Origin of the sequence: uncultured Lactobacillus sp. (genome assembly GCF_945290125.1) — a bacterium.
Taxonomy (GTDB): Bacteria; Bacillota; Bacilli; order Lactobacillales; family Lactobacillaceae; genus Lactobacillus; species Lactobacillus rizhaonensis.
In genome coordinates, this window is the sequence record NZ_CALYQV010000004.1 from 17367 (window position 1) to 33057 (window position 15691).

13 protein-coding genes are annotated in these 15691 nt (G+C 37.6%); all 13 read right to left on the reverse strand.

Annotated features, from left to right (window positions below; genetic code table 11):
• Positions 1-22: 22 nt before the first annotated feature.
• Complete coding sequence (gene whiA / locus Q0K80_RS01315; RefSeq protein WP_294602037.1) at positions 23-958, reverse strand: DNA-binding protein WhiA; 936 nt, start codon at positions 956-958, stop codon at positions 23-25.
• A 6-nt stretch (positions 959-964) separates the two neighbouring features.
• Complete coding sequence (locus tag Q0K80_RS01320; RefSeq protein WP_294602039.1) at positions 965-1990, reverse strand: gluconeogenesis factor YvcK family protein; 1026 nt, start codon at positions 1988-1990, stop codon at positions 965-967.
• A gap of 5 nt (positions 1991-1995) precedes the next feature.
• The gene (gene rapZ / locus Q0K80_RS01325) at positions 1996-2874 is read right to left on the reverse strand and encodes an RNase adapter RapZ (protein WP_294602041.1); all 879 of its coding nucleotides are present in this window, start codon (positions 2872-2874) and stop codon (positions 1996-1998) included.
• A gap of 93 nt (positions 2875-2967) precedes the next feature.
• Positions 2968-3510, reverse strand: a complete 543-nt coding sequence (locus Q0K80_RS01330) for a DUF308 domain-containing protein (RefSeq protein WP_365934753.1) — start codon at positions 3508-3510, stop codon at positions 2968-2970.
• Between the two features lie 54 nt (positions 3511-3564).
• Positions 3565-6414, reverse strand: a complete 2850-nt coding sequence (uvrA, locus tag Q0K80_RS01335) for an excinuclease ABC subunit UvrA (RefSeq protein WP_294602043.1) — start codon at positions 6412-6414, stop codon at positions 3565-3567.
• Positions 6404-8446, reverse strand: coding sequence for an excinuclease ABC subunit UvrB (uvrB, locus tag Q0K80_RS01340; RefSeq protein WP_294602045.1), 2043 nt, complete (start codon positions 8444-8446; stop codon positions 6404-6406). The genes uvrA and uvrB overlap by 11 nt, the downstream gene beginning before the upstream one ends.
• 99 nt (positions 8447-8545) lie before the next feature.
• The gene (locus Q0K80_RS01345; protein WP_294602046.1) at positions 8546-10270 is read right to left on the reverse strand and encodes a phospho-sugar mutase; all 1725 of its coding nucleotides are present in this window, start codon (positions 10268-10270) and stop codon (positions 8546-8548) included.
• Positions 10271-10402: 132 nt separating this feature from the next.
• Positions 10403-11332 (reverse strand): thioredoxin-disulfide reductase, encoded by a 930-nt coding sequence (gene trxB / locus Q0K80_RS01350; protein ID WP_294602047.1) that lies wholly within the window; start codon positions 11330-11332, stop codon positions 10403-10405.
• Positions 11333-11390: 58 nt separating this feature from the next.
• A complete protein-coding gene (locus Q0K80_RS01355; protein WP_294602049.1) occupies positions 11391-12410 on the reverse strand; it encodes an NAD(P)H-dependent glycerol-3-phosphate dehydrogenase in 1020 nt (339 codons plus the stop codon).
• A gap of 29 nt (positions 12411-12439) precedes the next feature.
• On the reverse strand, positions 12440-13276 hold the full coding sequence (gene lgt, locus Q0K80_RS01360; protein ID WP_294602051.1) for a prolipoprotein diacylglyceryl transferase: 837 nt from the start codon (positions 13274-13276) through the stop codon (positions 12440-12442).
• Positions 13273-14235, reverse strand: coding sequence for an HPr(Ser) kinase/phosphatase (hprK, locus tag Q0K80_RS01365; protein ID WP_294602053.1), 963 nt, complete (start codon positions 14233-14235; stop codon positions 13273-13275). Before hprK ends, lgt begins: the two co-directional genes overlap by 4 nt.
• Before the next feature lie 17 nt (positions 14236-14252).
• The gene (locus Q0K80_RS01370; protein WP_294602055.1) at positions 14253-14534 is read right to left on the reverse strand and encodes a hypothetical protein; all 282 of its coding nucleotides are present in this window, start codon (positions 14532-14534) and stop codon (positions 14253-14255) included.
• An 8-nt stretch (positions 14535-14542) separates the two neighbouring features.
• Positions 14543-15659, reverse strand: a protein-coding gene (prfB, locus tag Q0K80_RS01375) for a peptide chain release factor 2 (RefSeq protein ID WP_294602057.1) whose coding sequence is annotated in 2 segments (ribosomal slippage) — positions 14543-15586 and positions 15588-15659 — 1116 coding nt in all. Because the reading frame shifts where the segments join, the coding sequence is not laid out codon by codon here.
• Positions 15660-15691: the final 32 nt, after the last annotated feature.

A 15691-nucleotide genomic window follows, 5' to 3' on the forward strand; every position in this document is an offset into this window, starting at 1 on the left:
CATCAATTGATGAGTTTCTTTTTTATTGCTCTAAACTTGCAGCAATATCGTGTATTTTTTTAAATCGATGATTAACTCCAGATTTCGATATTGGACCATCTGGCACCTGCTGTGCTATTTCTTTTAATGACAGTTCAGGCTCTTCTAGTCGCAATCGAGCTAATCCCTGCAATTTTTCAGGAATATTCTCCAGCCCGATTTTACGTTCAATTAACTCAATATCTTCAACCTGCTTTGCTGCTGCATTAGCCGTCTTCTTTAAATTAGCAGTATCACAATTGACTAATCTATTAACAGAATTACGCATATCGCGCATAATGCGCAAATCTTCAAAAGACAGCATTGCATTTAATGCTCCAACAATATGCAAAAAGTCGCCAATTTTTTCGGCTTCCTTTAAATAAACAATATAACCTCGCCTTCTAGGTGTGCTTTTAGCATTCAGATTAAAGCGATCATTCATTATATGAAGCAAATCGTCATTATGGTCTTTATAGATAGAATATATCTCTAAATGATACCGGCTCGTATTAGGATTATTCACACTACCACTGGCCAAAAATGCACCACGTAGATAAGACATTGCCCCTTCCCGTGAATTAATTATTCTTTTTGGAATTCTAGTAATTAAATTCAAAGTTGGCGTCAGAATTTCCAAGTTATTCAGTATTTCTTTAACATGATTTTGAAGTCGCACCAAGTATTGATTGTTTTTTTTCAGCTTCATTTTGCGAGAAACTATCAGCTGAGGTTCAACTTTATACGCAGTTTTTATTAATGAAAAAATACGTCTAGCTATAGCAGGATTTTCAGTAGTGATATCAAGGCTAAATTGGTGCTCGTGAAAATTCAAAACGCCATTCATACGCAAGAAAGCAGCCAGTTCAGCTTTGGCATGTTCGCGGTGAATGGGCAACGAAGTCAACTCTTTTTTTACGTTACTAGCATAACTGGCCATTATTTGTTATTCCTTCCTGCGAGACATTGCTGCAAATGCCAGGTTGATGATCTCCTTTGCTACCTTCTTACCATCATGAAAAACCAACCCGCTACGTTGGTCAATGAAATCATCGGTAATTACACGGCAGCCTTGCTCACGTAATCCCTTAAAATCGTTTTTTACGGGTTCAATGTACGCATCATAATCATTAGGATTAAACTTAGTCATGTCAATTTTGGCACCATTGACTAAAGTGGTAGTAATATAATGTCCACCCAAATGAGCATTAATTACTCTAACATGATCACAATCAGAAAAGTGATCGGTTTCACCAAGTTGCGTCATAATATTGCAAATATATATCACTTCTGCACTGGTTTTTCTAACAGCTTCACCTAAATTAGGAATCATTAGATTAGGTAAGATCGAAGTAAACAAACTTCCAGGTCCCAACACTACAGCATCAGCATTTTCAACAGCTTCCAATACTTGAGGTACAGCTTCTGGTTCAGATTTTGAATCTGTATTAGTAACCCAAACCCTTTTTATCCGCTTATCTTTATCAGTGATTTCCTTTTCTCCCGCCTGGATAGAACCGTCGACAAACTCAGCATTAAGCGTTAAGGGTTCATTACAAGCTGGATACACATGTCCATCTACATGCATCATTTTAGACAATGCTTGCACAGCATCAAAAATATTGCCGTGCATCTCATTCAGAGCTGCAATAATTAAGTTACCTATGGCATGACCTGAAAAAAATGAATCTGAGGAATCAAAACGATACTGAAAAACATCTTTTTCTTCTTGAGATATTTCACTTAAAGAAACTAAGACATTACGTATATCACCAGGTGGTACGACATTAATAAAATTGCGAATCGAGCCTGATGAACCACCATCATCCGATACAGTCACAATTGCAGTAATTTCAGCATCTTGTTCTTTAAGTGCATTTAAGACAACTGGCAGTCCAGTACCACCACCAATAACTACAATCTGTGGCCTTCTGCTTCTTGTTACGTGAATAGCTTTTTCAGCATTCGTCATAAAAATCACCTTTTTCTAGCATAACGACTAATTTCACGGTGAGTAATATCAACTGTATAGTCTTTAGCCAAATCCTTTGCTAATTGTTGTGCAATTGCTACACTACGATGTTGTCCACCTGTACAACCAATTGCAACAGTTAATTTGCTTTTACCTTCTTTGATATATCCGGGTAAAGCTTCTTTTAATAAATCTAAAAATTTTTGATAAAAAGTACGGGTTTGCTTTTTATCCATTACATAATTAAAAACCCGTTTATCTAGTCCCGTAAATGGCCTTAATTCAGGTATATAAAATGGGTTGGGCAAAAACCTGACATCCATCACAATATCAGCGTCAATCGGCATACCGTATTTAAAACCGAAAGATAACACTTCAATTGAAAAAGGCTGTTTATGCTGTTTACTAAATCTATTTGCCATCTCTTGTTTTAACTCTTTAGGAGATAAATTAGAGGTGTCGATTATGTCATTAGCACGACTCTTTAATCCAGCTAAAATTCGTCTTTCTTCCAAAATACCATCCAGTAAGCGACCATTCTTAGCCAAAGGTGGTACACGCCTTGTCTCTTTGTAACGTGCAACTAAGGTACTGTCTGATGCGTCAAGAAATACAATTCTTGTTTGAACATTACTGTTATCTTCAAGTGAATTAATTTCATTACCTAAATCTGTGTAAAACCGTCTAACTCGTAGATCAATGACTACTGCTACTTTAGAAAAATCATCCGAGTTAACAATTAAATCCCAAAAACTAGGTAAAAGCGATGGAGGCAAATTATCAACTATAAAATAGCCCATATCTTCCAAAGCATGAGAAGCAACGGTTTTACCCGCACCACTCATTCCTGTAACAATCAATAGTTGCTTTTTGTGCTCAGCCATTTTCAAGCTACCCCCTATTAATAAAATTATACCATATCAGATTTTTCATAACTTTTTTGAGTAAAAAAAAAGTTCTAATGAACTTTTTATTTATTAGCGATTAACAAAAGCAGCAATAATCTGATTAATTCCAAAAATTAATAACCAGAATGACACTAGCCAAATTAGTGTTAAAGCAGATAATGCTGGATTAAACATCAGGCTGATTGCTATCAATAATCCTAGTATATTCAGTATCAGATTAAGCCAAAAGAAGAAATTGGAAATCCTTCTCATGTGCCATGAAAAAACTATTCCAGTAATCGAATCAAATAAGAACCAAAAAGCAAAAAGGTAAGCAATTGTTAATCCAGCGGCATCGTAAGAATAAAGAAACAGAACACCAATAATAATGTCCAGTACTCCTGAAAAAATCGACCACCAGCTAGAAGGGATAAAATACCGAAAGCGGCTGTAAAATACCAGCCAAACAAATCCCTGGACAATAGAGACAATAGCGAACAGCAAGACAAATGCATGTAGTGCTTTACCTGGATGCCGCAATAGAAATAACCCGGCAATTACCATTAAAATACCAGAGATAAATGCGGCCCAATTAAACCCACGATTTTGTCCGTAACTAGAAAAATTATCCATTTTTATTCCTCCTTGCGCTATATTTTACACTTTATCACAAATAATTAATACTATTTAATTATTTTTTGCTCTAGCCTTTTTTGTTAGTGCGGTGTCACGCTTAAGAACTGGTTTTAGGTACTGACCTGTATAACTTTCTTTAATCAATGCAACCTCCTCTGGAGTTCCAGTGGCAACTATTTGGCCGCCACCTTCTCCACCTTCGGGACCAAGGTCAATTAGCCAGTCGGCATTTTTAATCACATCTAGGTTGTGCTCGATTATCAAAACAGTATTGCCTTGATCAACAAGCCTTTGCAATATTTCGAGTAAACGCTTGATATCATCAGTATGCAATCCAGTTGTCGGTTCATCTAAAATATAAAAGTTTTTACCTGTTGACAGCTTTTGCAACTCCGCAGCAAGCTTCATCCTTTGAGCTTCACCACCGGATAGAGTAGTAGCAGACTGACCTAATTTAACATAACCTAAACCGACATCCACAATTGTTTGTAATTTTCGTGCAATTTTAGGAATATTTTTAAAGAACAAGCAGGCCTCGCTAATTGTCATATCCAACACTTGAGCAATATTTTTCTTGCGATAGGTCACTTCTAAAGTTTCAGAATTATAACGACTGCCATGACAAACTTCACACGGAACATAAACGTCTGGTAAGAAGTTCATTTCTATTTTAATAATGCCATCGCCATGGCAGGCTTCACAACGACCACCTTTAACATTAAAGGAAAAACGCGCCTTCGTGTAACCACGGAGTTTGGCTTCATTTGTTTGGGCAAATAAAGCTCTAATATCATCAAAAACACTGGTATAAGTAGCAGGATTACTTCGAGGAGTACGACCGATCGGACTTTGATCAATATCAATGATCTTTTCAATGTTTTGGTAGCCACTGATAGTTTTGTATTTGCCAGGTTTAGTTTGATTCCGATTCAATTTTTGTGCTAAAGCATGTTTTAATATCATATTTACCAAAGTTGATTTACCAGAGCCTGAAACCCCAGTAACCACAATTAATTTGCCTAAAGGAAATTCAACCTTTAAATTTTTTAGATTATTTTCAGCCGCGCCTGTAATTGTAATTTTTTTACCATTACCTTTACGTCTTTTTAACGGAACAGGAACAAACTTTTTACCAGCCATATATTGCCCTGTCAGAGATTTTTCATTCTGTTCAACTTCTTCTGGCGTACCAGCAGCCATGACTTCACCGCCGTAAGTCCCGGCACCCGGGCCCATATCGATCAGATAATCAGCTTGTCTCATCGTCTCGTCATCATGCTCAACTACAATTAAGGAATTACCTAAATCGCGCATGCGCTTCAAAGCAGCTATTAGCCTGTCATTATCACGCTGATGTAAACCAATTGATGGTTCATCCAAAACATACATGACTCCTGAAAGATTGGAACCAATTTGGGTCGCAAGCCTAATTCTCTGAGCTTCCCCTCCAGACAAAGTATTAGCAGAACGAGACAAGGTCAAATAATCTAGGCCTACACTATTTAAGAAAGTGAGTCTATCACGTACCTCCTTTAGTATTGGCTTAGCAATGACAGATTCCTGCTCATCAAGTTTAATATTATTAAAAAATTCAAGAGCGTGGCTGATTGCCAATTCCGATGCTTCAGCAATATCCTTACCGTTAACTTTTACTGCTAATGCTTTACGATTTAACCTTTTACCATGACAGGTTGAGCAAGTAAGTTCTGTCATATATTTGCCCATAACATCCCTCATGAACTTGGACATCGGATGATAATAACGTCTCTCAACATTTTCCATAGCACCTTCAAAAGGTGCTGTAGTATCATTAACCCCAAAATCACCAGTAACATGAAACTTGATTTTTTTATTTGAGCCGTGCAAAATTATTTCTTTTTGCTTCTTAGTCAACTTAGAAAAAGGTTTATCAAGCGGAATTTTTAAAGCCGTACATGCTTGTTCAAGCATTTCCCCGTAGTACTTTGAATTTTTCCAAGGTGCAACTGCTCCTTCGGCTAAAGTTTTGCTTTGATCTGGAACAACCAGATCTTCATCAACTGCTAACTTAACTCCTAAGCCATCACAGTCTGGACAAGCGCCAAACGGTGCATTGAAAGAGAAAAGCCGCGGTTCCATTTCTCCTACAGTAAAACCGCATTTAGGGCAGGCATAGTACTCTGAAAAGTTAATTGTTTCTCCACCGATAACATCAACGTTCATATAGCCGTCTGATAAGCGCAAGGCTGCCTCTACCGAATCAAAAAGCCGCGAACGAATACCATCTTTAACAATCAAACGGTCAACCACAATATCAATTGAATGGCGTTTATTTTTTTCCAAATCAAATTTTTCACCAATTTCATGCATATCGCCATCAACGATGACACGCACATAACCAGCCCTTTGGACACGTTTAAAGACTTCTTTATGTGCTCCTCTTTTAGCTCTAATTACTGGTGCTAAAATTTGAATGCGAGTACGTTCTGGCAAAGCCAAAATACGATTAACCATTTGTTCAACCGACTGTCTTTCAATTAAAGTACCATCATTAGGACAGACTGGGTGCCCAACCCGTGCCCACAATAATCTGAGATAATCATTTATTTCAGTAACCGTGCCCACAGTCGATCTGGGATTATGTGATGTCGTTTTTTGGTCAATCGAGATTGCAGGATTTAAGCCATCAATTGAATCAACATCCGGCTTATCCATTTGCCCTAAAAATTGGCGCGCATAACTTGATAGCGATTGGACATACCTTCTGCGCCCCTCAGCATACAAAGTATCAAAAGCCAAAGAACTTTTTCCAGAACCTGACAGGCCGGTAATAACAACTAATTTATCCTTAGGTATTGAAAGATTGATGTCTTTTAAATTGTGTTCACGCGCACCCCGAATAACAATTTTATCATTTACCATTTAAAGCTTTTCCTTTTTTCTTAATTGGACTTCTAGTTGAGCTTTCCAATTCCATGATAGCATCCCGCAAGGTTGCAGCACCTTCGAAATCAAGCTTCTTAGCAGCTTCTTGCATTTGCTTACGCAAATCCTTTATCATGGTTCTCTTTTGTTTAACGGTTAATTCGTCAAAATTCAAATCGGCAAAACTGTCGGTCTGAGTGTCTTCATCAGCAACCTTAGTAGCAGAAATAACATCTCTGATCGGTTTAACGATAGTTTTCGGTTTCATACCGTGTTCTTCATTAAACTTAATCTGTAATTTACGTCTTCTCTGCGTTGCATCAATAGCCTCCCGCATCGAATCTGTGATTGTATCTGCATACATAATTACAGCTCCATCTGCGTTTCTGGAAGCCCGCCCCATTGTTTGCACTAGTGGTCTGTAGGCACGTAAAAAGCCTTCCTTATCAGCATCAAGAATTGCAACAAGTGAAACTTCCGGTACATCAATACCTTCACGCAGTAAGTTAATACCAATTAAAACGTCATACTTGCCAGTACGCAAATCACGCAATATTTGCATTCGCTCCAGCGTTTTCACGTCAGAGTGAAGGTATTGTACTTTAATGCCCAGATCTTTCAGATAATCTGTCAGATCCTCAGCCATTTTTTTCGTTAATGTCGTAACAAAAACACGTTCGTTCTTGTCAATACGTTTATTAATTTCGGCAACTAGATCATCAATTTGCCCCTCAACTGGTTTAACCTCAATTTTAGGATCAAGAAGTCCAGTTGGTCTGATAATTTGCTCAACTTTGTGATCAGTGCGTTCTAATTCATAGTCTCCTGGGGTTGCTGAAACATATAATATTTGGTTAACGTGTTTTTCAAATTCAGCCAGCTTCAGGGGCCTGTTATCAAGCGCTGAAGGTAAACGAAAGCCATAATCAATAAGAGTCTTTTTACGATTACGATCCCCGTTGTACATTGCCCTAATTTCCGGCATAGTCGCATGAGACTCATCGATTAAAATCAAAAAATCATCTGGAAAGAAGTCAAGTAAAGTATAAGGTGGTTCTCCTTCTTTTCTTCCTTCCATATGACGCGAATAGTTTTCAATACCGTTGGTATAGCCAACTTCACCCATCATTTCCATATCAAAAGTAGTCCGTTGCTTAATACGTTCAGCTTCCAGCAACTTTCCCTCGCCCTCAAACTTTTTCACTTGAATATTCATTTCTTGTGAAATTGCCTTGAGAGCCCGCCTCATTTGTTCTTCATTGGTCATAAAGTGCGTTGCTGGGAAAAGTGAAATACTCTCTCTTTCACCAACTACTTCACCTGTTAAGGCATCAACTTCTACTATTCTGTCAATTTCATCACCGAAAAATTCAATCCGATATGCGTGGTTAGAATTACCTGCAGGAAAAACTTCTACAACATCTCCGCGGACGCGAAAACGACCACGTTGAAAGTCAATATCATTACGATCATATTGAATATTAACTAGATCACGCAGCAAAGTATTCCTATTATATTCTTCACCCTCATGAACTGTAATCACGCTCGCAGCATATTCTTTAGGATCACCTAAACCGTAGATACACGAAACTGACGCTACGACTATAACGTCGTTACGCTCCATTAAGTCACTGGTAGCTTGGTGACGTAATTGGTCAATTTCATCATTAATTGCTGAGTCCTTTTCAATATATGTGTCTGATTGCGGCACATATGCTTCAGGTTGGTAATAATCATAGTATGACACAAAATAGTCAACGGCATTATGCGGGAAAAACTCTTTAAATTCTCCATACAGCTGTCCCACCAAAGTCTTATTATGAGAAATGACTAAAGTGGGTTTATTTAGCTTAGCAATAATATTAGCCATAGTGAAAGTTTTACCAGTACCGGTAGCACCTTCCAAAATCTGTTCTTTATACCCTTTTTTAAAACCAGCAGCCAATTTGTCAATAGCTTGTTGCTGATCACCTGCTGGATTAAATTTAGAAACGAGTTCAAATTTACGTTCTTCTTGTCGTTTAATCATCGAAAGACTCCTCGTAGAAAAAGTTGGACAAAATCGCCCAACTCTTATTTGACTTATTATATTTTACACTCTCGAACGTATTTTCGCATTATTTTTGTCTTATTTTAACAGTTTTGCCATTGCCTTTTGATAACTTTCAGCCGCCTCATGAGCAGTTGCAATATCGGGCTTATTAACTCCGACATAGGCTTTAATTACTGGTTCTGTACCAGATGGTCTTAAGGCCAGCCAGGTTTCATCTGCTAAATAATATTTTAATACATTGGATTTAGGTAATCCTGCTAGCGGTTTAACACCATTCTCGGTAATTTCTTGCTGCTTTAAAAAGTCTTGGATTTTGTTAACTTTAACACCATTTATCTTTTCCAAATGCTCTGAGCGCAATTTTGACATTAAAAGCGCCATTTTCTTTTGACCGCCAATGCCGGGCATTTCGATGGCTTTGGTAATTTCATATGAAGTTCCGTATTTTTGCCAAATTTCATTGAGACCATCTAATACTGTCATATTCCGTGAAGCATAATAAGAAGCAACCTCAGCAAACATTAATGCACCCTGCATGGCATCTTTATCCCGCGCAAAAGACTTAAAAAGATAACCGTAGCTTTCTTCAAAGCCCATTAAAAATTTGCCATCATGCATTTTACTCATACGATCGATTTCTTCACCGATGAACTTGAAACCGGTCAAAACCGACTTGGTTTTAATACCAAAATCTCTGGCAATTTTAAATGGCATGCTGCTTGAAACTACCGAAGTAATTAACTCATAATCAGGATTCAACTGACCATTATTTTTTAAATTAACCAATAAATAATAAATCATCAGCGTAGCAATTTGGTTACCAGTTAGCACCTGAAAATCACCATTTTTGGTGCGAACGCATGCACCCATTCGATCAGCGTCAGGATCCGTGGCAACGATTAAGTCTGCATGTTTTTCATTTGCTAATTTTATTCCCGGATCAAAAACATCACGGTATTCCGGATTTGGTTTTTTAGTTGTTGGAAATTCAGGATCAATGATTGCCTGACTGGGAACCGGAATTACATTAGTAAAACCTCCTTGCCTGAATGCGCGATCATAAATCATTTTACCTGTACCATGCAATGGGGTATAAATAATTGTTAATTTATCGGCATTTTGCCGTATAAGGTCGGTGTTAACATTTACCGTTTTTAATTCTGCTAAATAAGCTTCATCAATGTCTTCACCAATCAGCTGTAAAGTTTTTTGTGCACGTAATTGCACTATGGGCGCTGCTTTAACGTTAAAAATATCTGTTACTTTTTGAGAATACTCAAAAACTCGCTCTGCATCTTCAGGACCCATTTGGGCACCATCAGCACCATAAACTTTGTAACCATTATATTGTTTAGCATTGTGTGAAGCAGTAATATTAATTCCTGCCGTAGCGTGTAAGTATCTAACAGCAAATGATAATTCCGGTGTTGGTCTTAAATCATCAAACAGATAAACATGGATATTATGGCTTCCTAAGATTCGCGCCGCATGTTCCGCAAATTCGCGCGAATGATAACGTGAATCAAAAGAAATTACCACCCCTTTATTTTGAGCTTGCTCACCTTTTTCATCTATCAACCGAGCTAAGCCCTCTGTTACACGACCAACAGTGTACAAATTGATGCGATTAGTTCCCGGCTCTAGTCTGCCCCTCATGCCGGCTGTACCGAAATTAATATCTTGCCCAAACGCATCTTCAACCCAATTTGGATTTTGACCAAGTTCAGACAGTTGATCTTTTAAATAATCGGGCAGATTTGGTGCCTGTTGCCATTTTTGAAATGTTTCTCTTACATTCATTTCAGTAATGTTCCTCTTTTTCTAGCATTTAATTCATTTTCATAAATTATATTCTAGCATTTATCACTATCGCTATCTGTAAAAATAAAAAAAGAATTCATTTAAGCTGAATTCTTTTTGTAATCGTTATATTTACCGATCATTTAAATCTTGCAAATAATTATAAGCCTGTTGGCCAGCAATACTACCATCACCAACTGCATTGGCAATTTGGCGCAAGTCTTTTGCCCTTACATCACCCAGAGCAAAAATACCATCAACTTTAGTTCTCATATGGTCATCCGTTGGAATCCAACCATTCTCATCAGTTACGCCCAAATCTTTAAATGGAGCAGTTTGAGGAATAACACCAACGTAAATAAAAACACCGCGAGTCTTTAAGTGTTTTTCTTCACCGGTCTCTTTATCTTTATAGGTTACGCCAGTAACCTTATTGCCGTCACCATCAATAGATTGAGTTAAGCCATTCCAAATAAAATGCATTTTAGGATTAGCAAAAGCACGTTTTTGCAAAGTTGGTTGAGCGCGTAGTTGATCTCGCCTATGTATAACCGTAACGGATTTAGCACTTTGAGCCAAGTAAATTCCTTCTTCAATAGCAGAATCGCCACCACCTATAACTGCGATATCTTCATCTTTAAAAAAGGCAGCATCACAAACCGCACAATAAGAAACACCTTTACCAGAATATTCATCTTCACCAGGAACTCCTAAATGACGATGATCTGCACCAGTAGCAATAATTAAAGCAGGTGTACTGTACTCGCCAGTATCTGTTTTAACTATTTTTTGGTCACCAGTGGTGGTTACCGATTGCACATCGCCATATTCAAATTTGGCGCCAAATTTCATGACAGAATTGTACATTTTTTCACCCAATTCTGGCCCTTTAATCTCACTAAAACCGGGATAGTTATCAATTGCATCGGTATTATTCATTTGACCACCATACAAACCTCGATCAAGCATTAACACTGAAAGGTTTGCACGAGAAGCATAAAGAGCAGCAGTTAAGCCACCAGGTCCTGCTCCTATAATGATTACGTCATATTTTTCAGTCATAGTTTTACCCCCAGTACTTTCTTATTTTTCGTAAGTAAATAGTACAACGATTTGCATGTTAAAGTCTAATCTCCTGTTTAGGACTTCTACCCATCATTTTAGTAATTTCGTCATCAACATTAGAATTTTGGTATAAAACGCGGTAGATAGCTTCACTAATCGGCATATCAATGTTCTTCTCTGCACATAATTCATGCACAGCCTTTACTGTTGTGGCACCTTCTACAACCTGACCCATATTTTGCAAGACATAGTCGAGGCTCTTACCTTCACCTAATTGCTTACCACAGCGCCAATTACGGGAATTAACAGATGTACAAGTCACAATCAGATCACCAATTCCTGCAAGACCACTAAAAGTCATTGGGTTGGCACCAAAGTAATTAACTCCTAAGCGCGTAATCTCTGCTAATCCTCGTGTCATTAAAGCAGCTTTAGCATCGTCACCATAGTGTTTACCAACTAAAATCCCTGCCGCAATAGCAATAACATTTTTAACCGCACCAGCCACTTCAACACCAATCAAGTCACTATTGGTATATAAACGGAAATAATCATTTGAAAATAACTGTTGCACTTTTTGTGCGTTTGCCATGCTGGTTGAAGCACATGAAATGGCAGTCAAATCTTTTTGAGCAACACTTTCAGCGTGGCTAGGTCCAGATATAGCTACAATTTTATCCTCATCATCGGGATAAATTTCTTCTGTTAAAATTTCTGATATCAGTTTTTTAGAACCGGGTTCAATACCCTTCGTCGCAGTAACTATGAGCGGCTTGGCATTAGTCTGTTTTAAGATTTCACTAACATTCTTAGCCACACTGCGAATTGCTTGAGTAGGTAAAACAAATAAGACAATTTCAGCGCCTCTTAAGGCTTCGTTTAAATCGCCTGTAGCAACGGCCGTTTTATTTACCTGCCAGTTTTTCATGTAATGCTGATTAGTATGACACTGGTTGATTTCGTCATTAACTTTTTCGTTATTACCAAATAAAACGATGTTATATCCTTTATCCGCAAGCATTGAACCTAAAACCGTGCCCCAAGAACCTGCTCCTAAAACTGCAATTTTCGTCATTTTTTACTCTCTTTCACTTAAATAAATTATTAATCTCGACTATAAGGGTATTTCAAGCCACTGCCTTCTAGATACCATTTAGGTTTAACAACTCGTCTGCGATAAATAAATAATACTATAACCACAATCAGCAATATGACACTAAGCATTTGCGAAACCCGAATCGATCCCAAAAAGTAAAGACTATCTGTCCGCATGCCTTCTACAAAAAAACGCACGACAGAATACCATGCCAAATAGAGCATAAATATTTCGCCTTGTTTAAACAGATGCTTCCTGTGTCTTAATAACAATATTATCAGTAAACCAATCAAATTAAAAAAAGATTCATATAAAAAAGTAGGCTGATAGTAAACTCCACCAATTTTCATCTGATTAATAATAAAATCAGGTAAGTGCAAGCTTTGTAAAAAAGCTAACGTTGTTGGTCCACCATGAGCTTCTTGATTAATAAAATTACCCCAGCGGCCTAATATTTGAGCAGCCATTACTCCTGGGGTAATGATGTCAAGCATCAGAAATGGTGGCAACATCCTCTTATAACAAAATACTAGTAAAACTACCAGTCCGGCCAGTAGGCCACCATAGATAGCTATGCCACCATTCCAAATAGCAATTATCTCGCCAAGATGCTGAGAATAATAATTCCATTCAAAAACAACATAGTAAATACGTGCGCCCACATATCCAATAGGAACAGCCCACAATAGCAAATCCATGAAATCATCACTTTCAATTTGACGTTTACGACCTTCAATGATTGCCATTGAGACAGCTAAAATAATTGCTACAGCCATAATAATGCCATACCACTTGACACTTAGGTTTCCTAATTTAAATGCTACAGGATTAATGGTCAATATCATTTATTCTTATCCTTTGTTGAGTCTGCTTGAGAGTTTTTCTTAATTAATTTCGTTAAATTATTGTCAAAAGTTTTTGTAGCATTATAGCCGCTTCTCTTGGCGCGGAAATTCATAGTTGCAATTTCAATAATATCTTCCATGTTACGACCGACTTTAACAGGAATGGTAATTTGGGGAACTTCAACATTACAAATATCTCGTTTGCTTTCCTCAAAACCTAAACGATCATAATTAGCTTTATTATCCCAATTGACAAGTTTGATAACTAGCTGAATGCTTTCACGATTTTTAACAGCTCCAACACCGAATAAATCCATAACATCAATGATGCCAATACCACGAATTTCCATTAGGTGTTTTAATATTTCCGGAGCTTCACCCATCACGGTTTCCACATCTTTTTGATAAACATCAACTCGATCATCTGCAATTAAACGGTGACCGCGATGAATTAAACCTAAAGCAGTTTCAGATTTTCCTACACCCGAATCACCAGTCAGTAACACGCCCATACCTTTAACTTCGACTAAGACGCCGTGAATTGTATCACGCACAGCCAGTCGCTCTCTTAAATATTCCGTCAAAATACTGGAAACATATGTAGTTGACTCTGGTGAAGAAAGAATAGGAATTTCCGCCTCATCAGCAGCTTGAGCTAATTCAGGTGGTATTCGCAGAGAACGCGATACAAAAAAGCAAGGCGTATCAGGAGTACAAAGTTTTTTAAAAACCTGCACTAAACTATCGTGGTCTAGTCTAGCGGCATAAGAAATTTCTGTGCGCCCAAGTAACTGAATACGCTGACGGGGATAAAAATCAAAGTAGCCAGTTAACTCTAGTCCTGGTCTATAAATATCAGATACAACAATCTCCTTATTATTGATATATTGTTTTCCCTGCACAACGTGAACAATTTTATTATCACGAATTAAATTTTTTAATTTAACAGCGTTTGTCATTTCAAAATGCCCCTTTATTACTTGTCGACATCTTTAGTTTTAGCATTGCGTACTTTTTTTCGTTTTGGTTTAGTTTCATTATTTTCACTCCAATTGTTCCAGGTATAAGAACTGGAATTGATATTCGAGTGTCCATCATTATTATCATCATTTTTGGTAAAATGATTGATTAACCAGATAATACCAATAATTACTAGGGCCGCAGGCAATATCATGAAAAAGATGTGAAATATGGCAAAAATAATACTTAGAATAACAACTGCCAATAATACTAATCCAACAATTCCCCAAAAACTCATCTAACCACCTACTCTGGATTCTCCTGGCTTAAAAGCCATTGTAAATATGCATAAACAAACGGTTGTAGTTTGCCATCCATTACACCACTTGTATCGGAAGTTTCATAGCCTGTGCGCAGATCTTTAACCAAATTATAAGGATGAAAAACATAAGATCTAATTTGTGAGCCCCAGCCAATTTCTTTTTGGTCACCTTTAAGCTCCTGCTTATGCTTACGTTTCTTTTTTTCTTCTAAGTGAAACAATTTTGCTCGCAGTTCATCCATTGCGGTTTCCCGATTTTGCAACTGTGAACGCTGTGCCTGAGAAGTAGTCACTATCCCCGTCGGTAGGTGCGTTATTCTGACAGCGCTTGATGTTTTATTAATATGCTGGCCACCCGCACCACTCGACCTGTAAACGTCGACACGAAGATCTTTAGGATCAATATCCACCTTAATACTGTCATCAATTTCTGGAATAACTTCAACTGAAGCAAAAGAGGTATGTCTCCTTTTGGCAGAATCAAAGGGAGAAATTCTCACCAAACGGTGAACACCATTTTCCGATTTCATTAGCCCGTAGGCATTTTTACCAGTAATCTTTGCACTAACGCTTTTAAGACCTGCTTCTTCTCCGGGTTCGTAATTACTAATTTCAAATCTAAAACCGCGAATGTCAGCATATCTCTGGTACATCCGCAAGAGCATTTGGCCCCAGTCCATCGCTTCAGTGCCACCTGCACCCGGATGAATTTCAATCAGCGCATTGTGATCATCATATTTACCAGATAAGAGTAAATCTAGCTCATAATCATGAAACTCTGTTTGCAATTTTTGCAGATCGGTTTCAACTTCTTTTTGTAAATCTTGATCTGTTTCTTCACGCAGTAATTCCAGCGCTGTCGTTTCATTTTGGTAATCCTTTTCCAATTTAACAAAAGAATCACGTTTTTCTTTCAACACATTTGTTTCACTAATCAAAGTTTGTGCTTTTTCCTGATCATCCCAAAAAGTCGGATCTTGCATCTTATTTTCATTAACAATGATATTTTCATTTATAGAATCTAAGTCAAAGAGACCCCCTAAAGTGGTCTAACCGCTTTTTTAAACTATCCAATTCATTTTGAATGTCACTTATTTCCATATTTTTGCATTAGCTCCTTTATTTTTAATAAA

Excerpts from the sequence above, each read along its gene's own strand:
- whiA (WP_294602037.1), bottom strand. The coding sequence starts at position 958 with ATGGCCAGTTATGCTAGTAACGTAAAAAAAGAGTTGACTTCGTTGCCC.
- Q0K80_RS01320 (WP_294602039.1), bottom strand. The coding sequence starts at position 1,990 with ATGACGAATGCTGAAAAAGCTATTCACGTAACAAGAAGCAGAAGGCCA.
- rapZ (WP_294602041.1), bottom strand. The coding sequence starts at position 2,874 with ATGGCTGAGCACAAAAAGCAACTATTGATTGTTACAGGAATGAGTGGT.
- Q0K80_RS01330 (WP_365934753.1), bottom strand. The coding sequence starts at position 3,510 with ATGGATAATTTTTCTAGTTACGGACAAAATCGTGGGTTTAATTGGGCC.
- uvrA (WP_294602043.1), bottom strand. The coding sequence starts at position 6,414 with ATGGTAAATGATAAAATTGTTATTCGGGGTGCGCGTGAACACAATTTA.
- uvrB (WP_294602045.1), bottom strand. The coding sequence starts at position 8,446 with ATGATTAAACGACAAGAAGAACGTAAATTTGAACTCGTTTCTAAATTT.
- Q0K80_RS01345 (WP_294602046.1), bottom strand. The coding sequence starts at position 10,270 with ATGAATGTAAGAGAAACATTTCAAAAATGGCAACAGGCACCAAATCTG.
- trxB (WP_294602047.1), bottom strand. The coding sequence starts at position 11,332 with ATGACTGAAAAATATGACGTAATCATTATAGGAGCAGGACCTGGTGGC.
- Q0K80_RS01355 (WP_294602049.1), bottom strand. The coding sequence starts at position 12,410 with ATGACGAAAATTGCAGTTTTAGGAGCAGGTTCTTGGGGCACGGTTTTA.
- lgt (WP_294602051.1), bottom strand. The coding sequence starts at position 13,276 with ATGATATTGACCATTAATCCTGTAGCATTTAAATTAGGAAACCTAAGT.
- hprK (WP_294602053.1), bottom strand. The coding sequence starts at position 14,235 with ATGACAAACGCTGTTAAATTAAAAAATTTAATTCGTGATAATAAAATT.
- Q0K80_RS01370 (WP_294602055.1), bottom strand. The coding sequence starts at position 14,534 with ATGAGTTTTTGGGGAATTGTTGGATTAGTATTATTGGCAGTTGTTATT.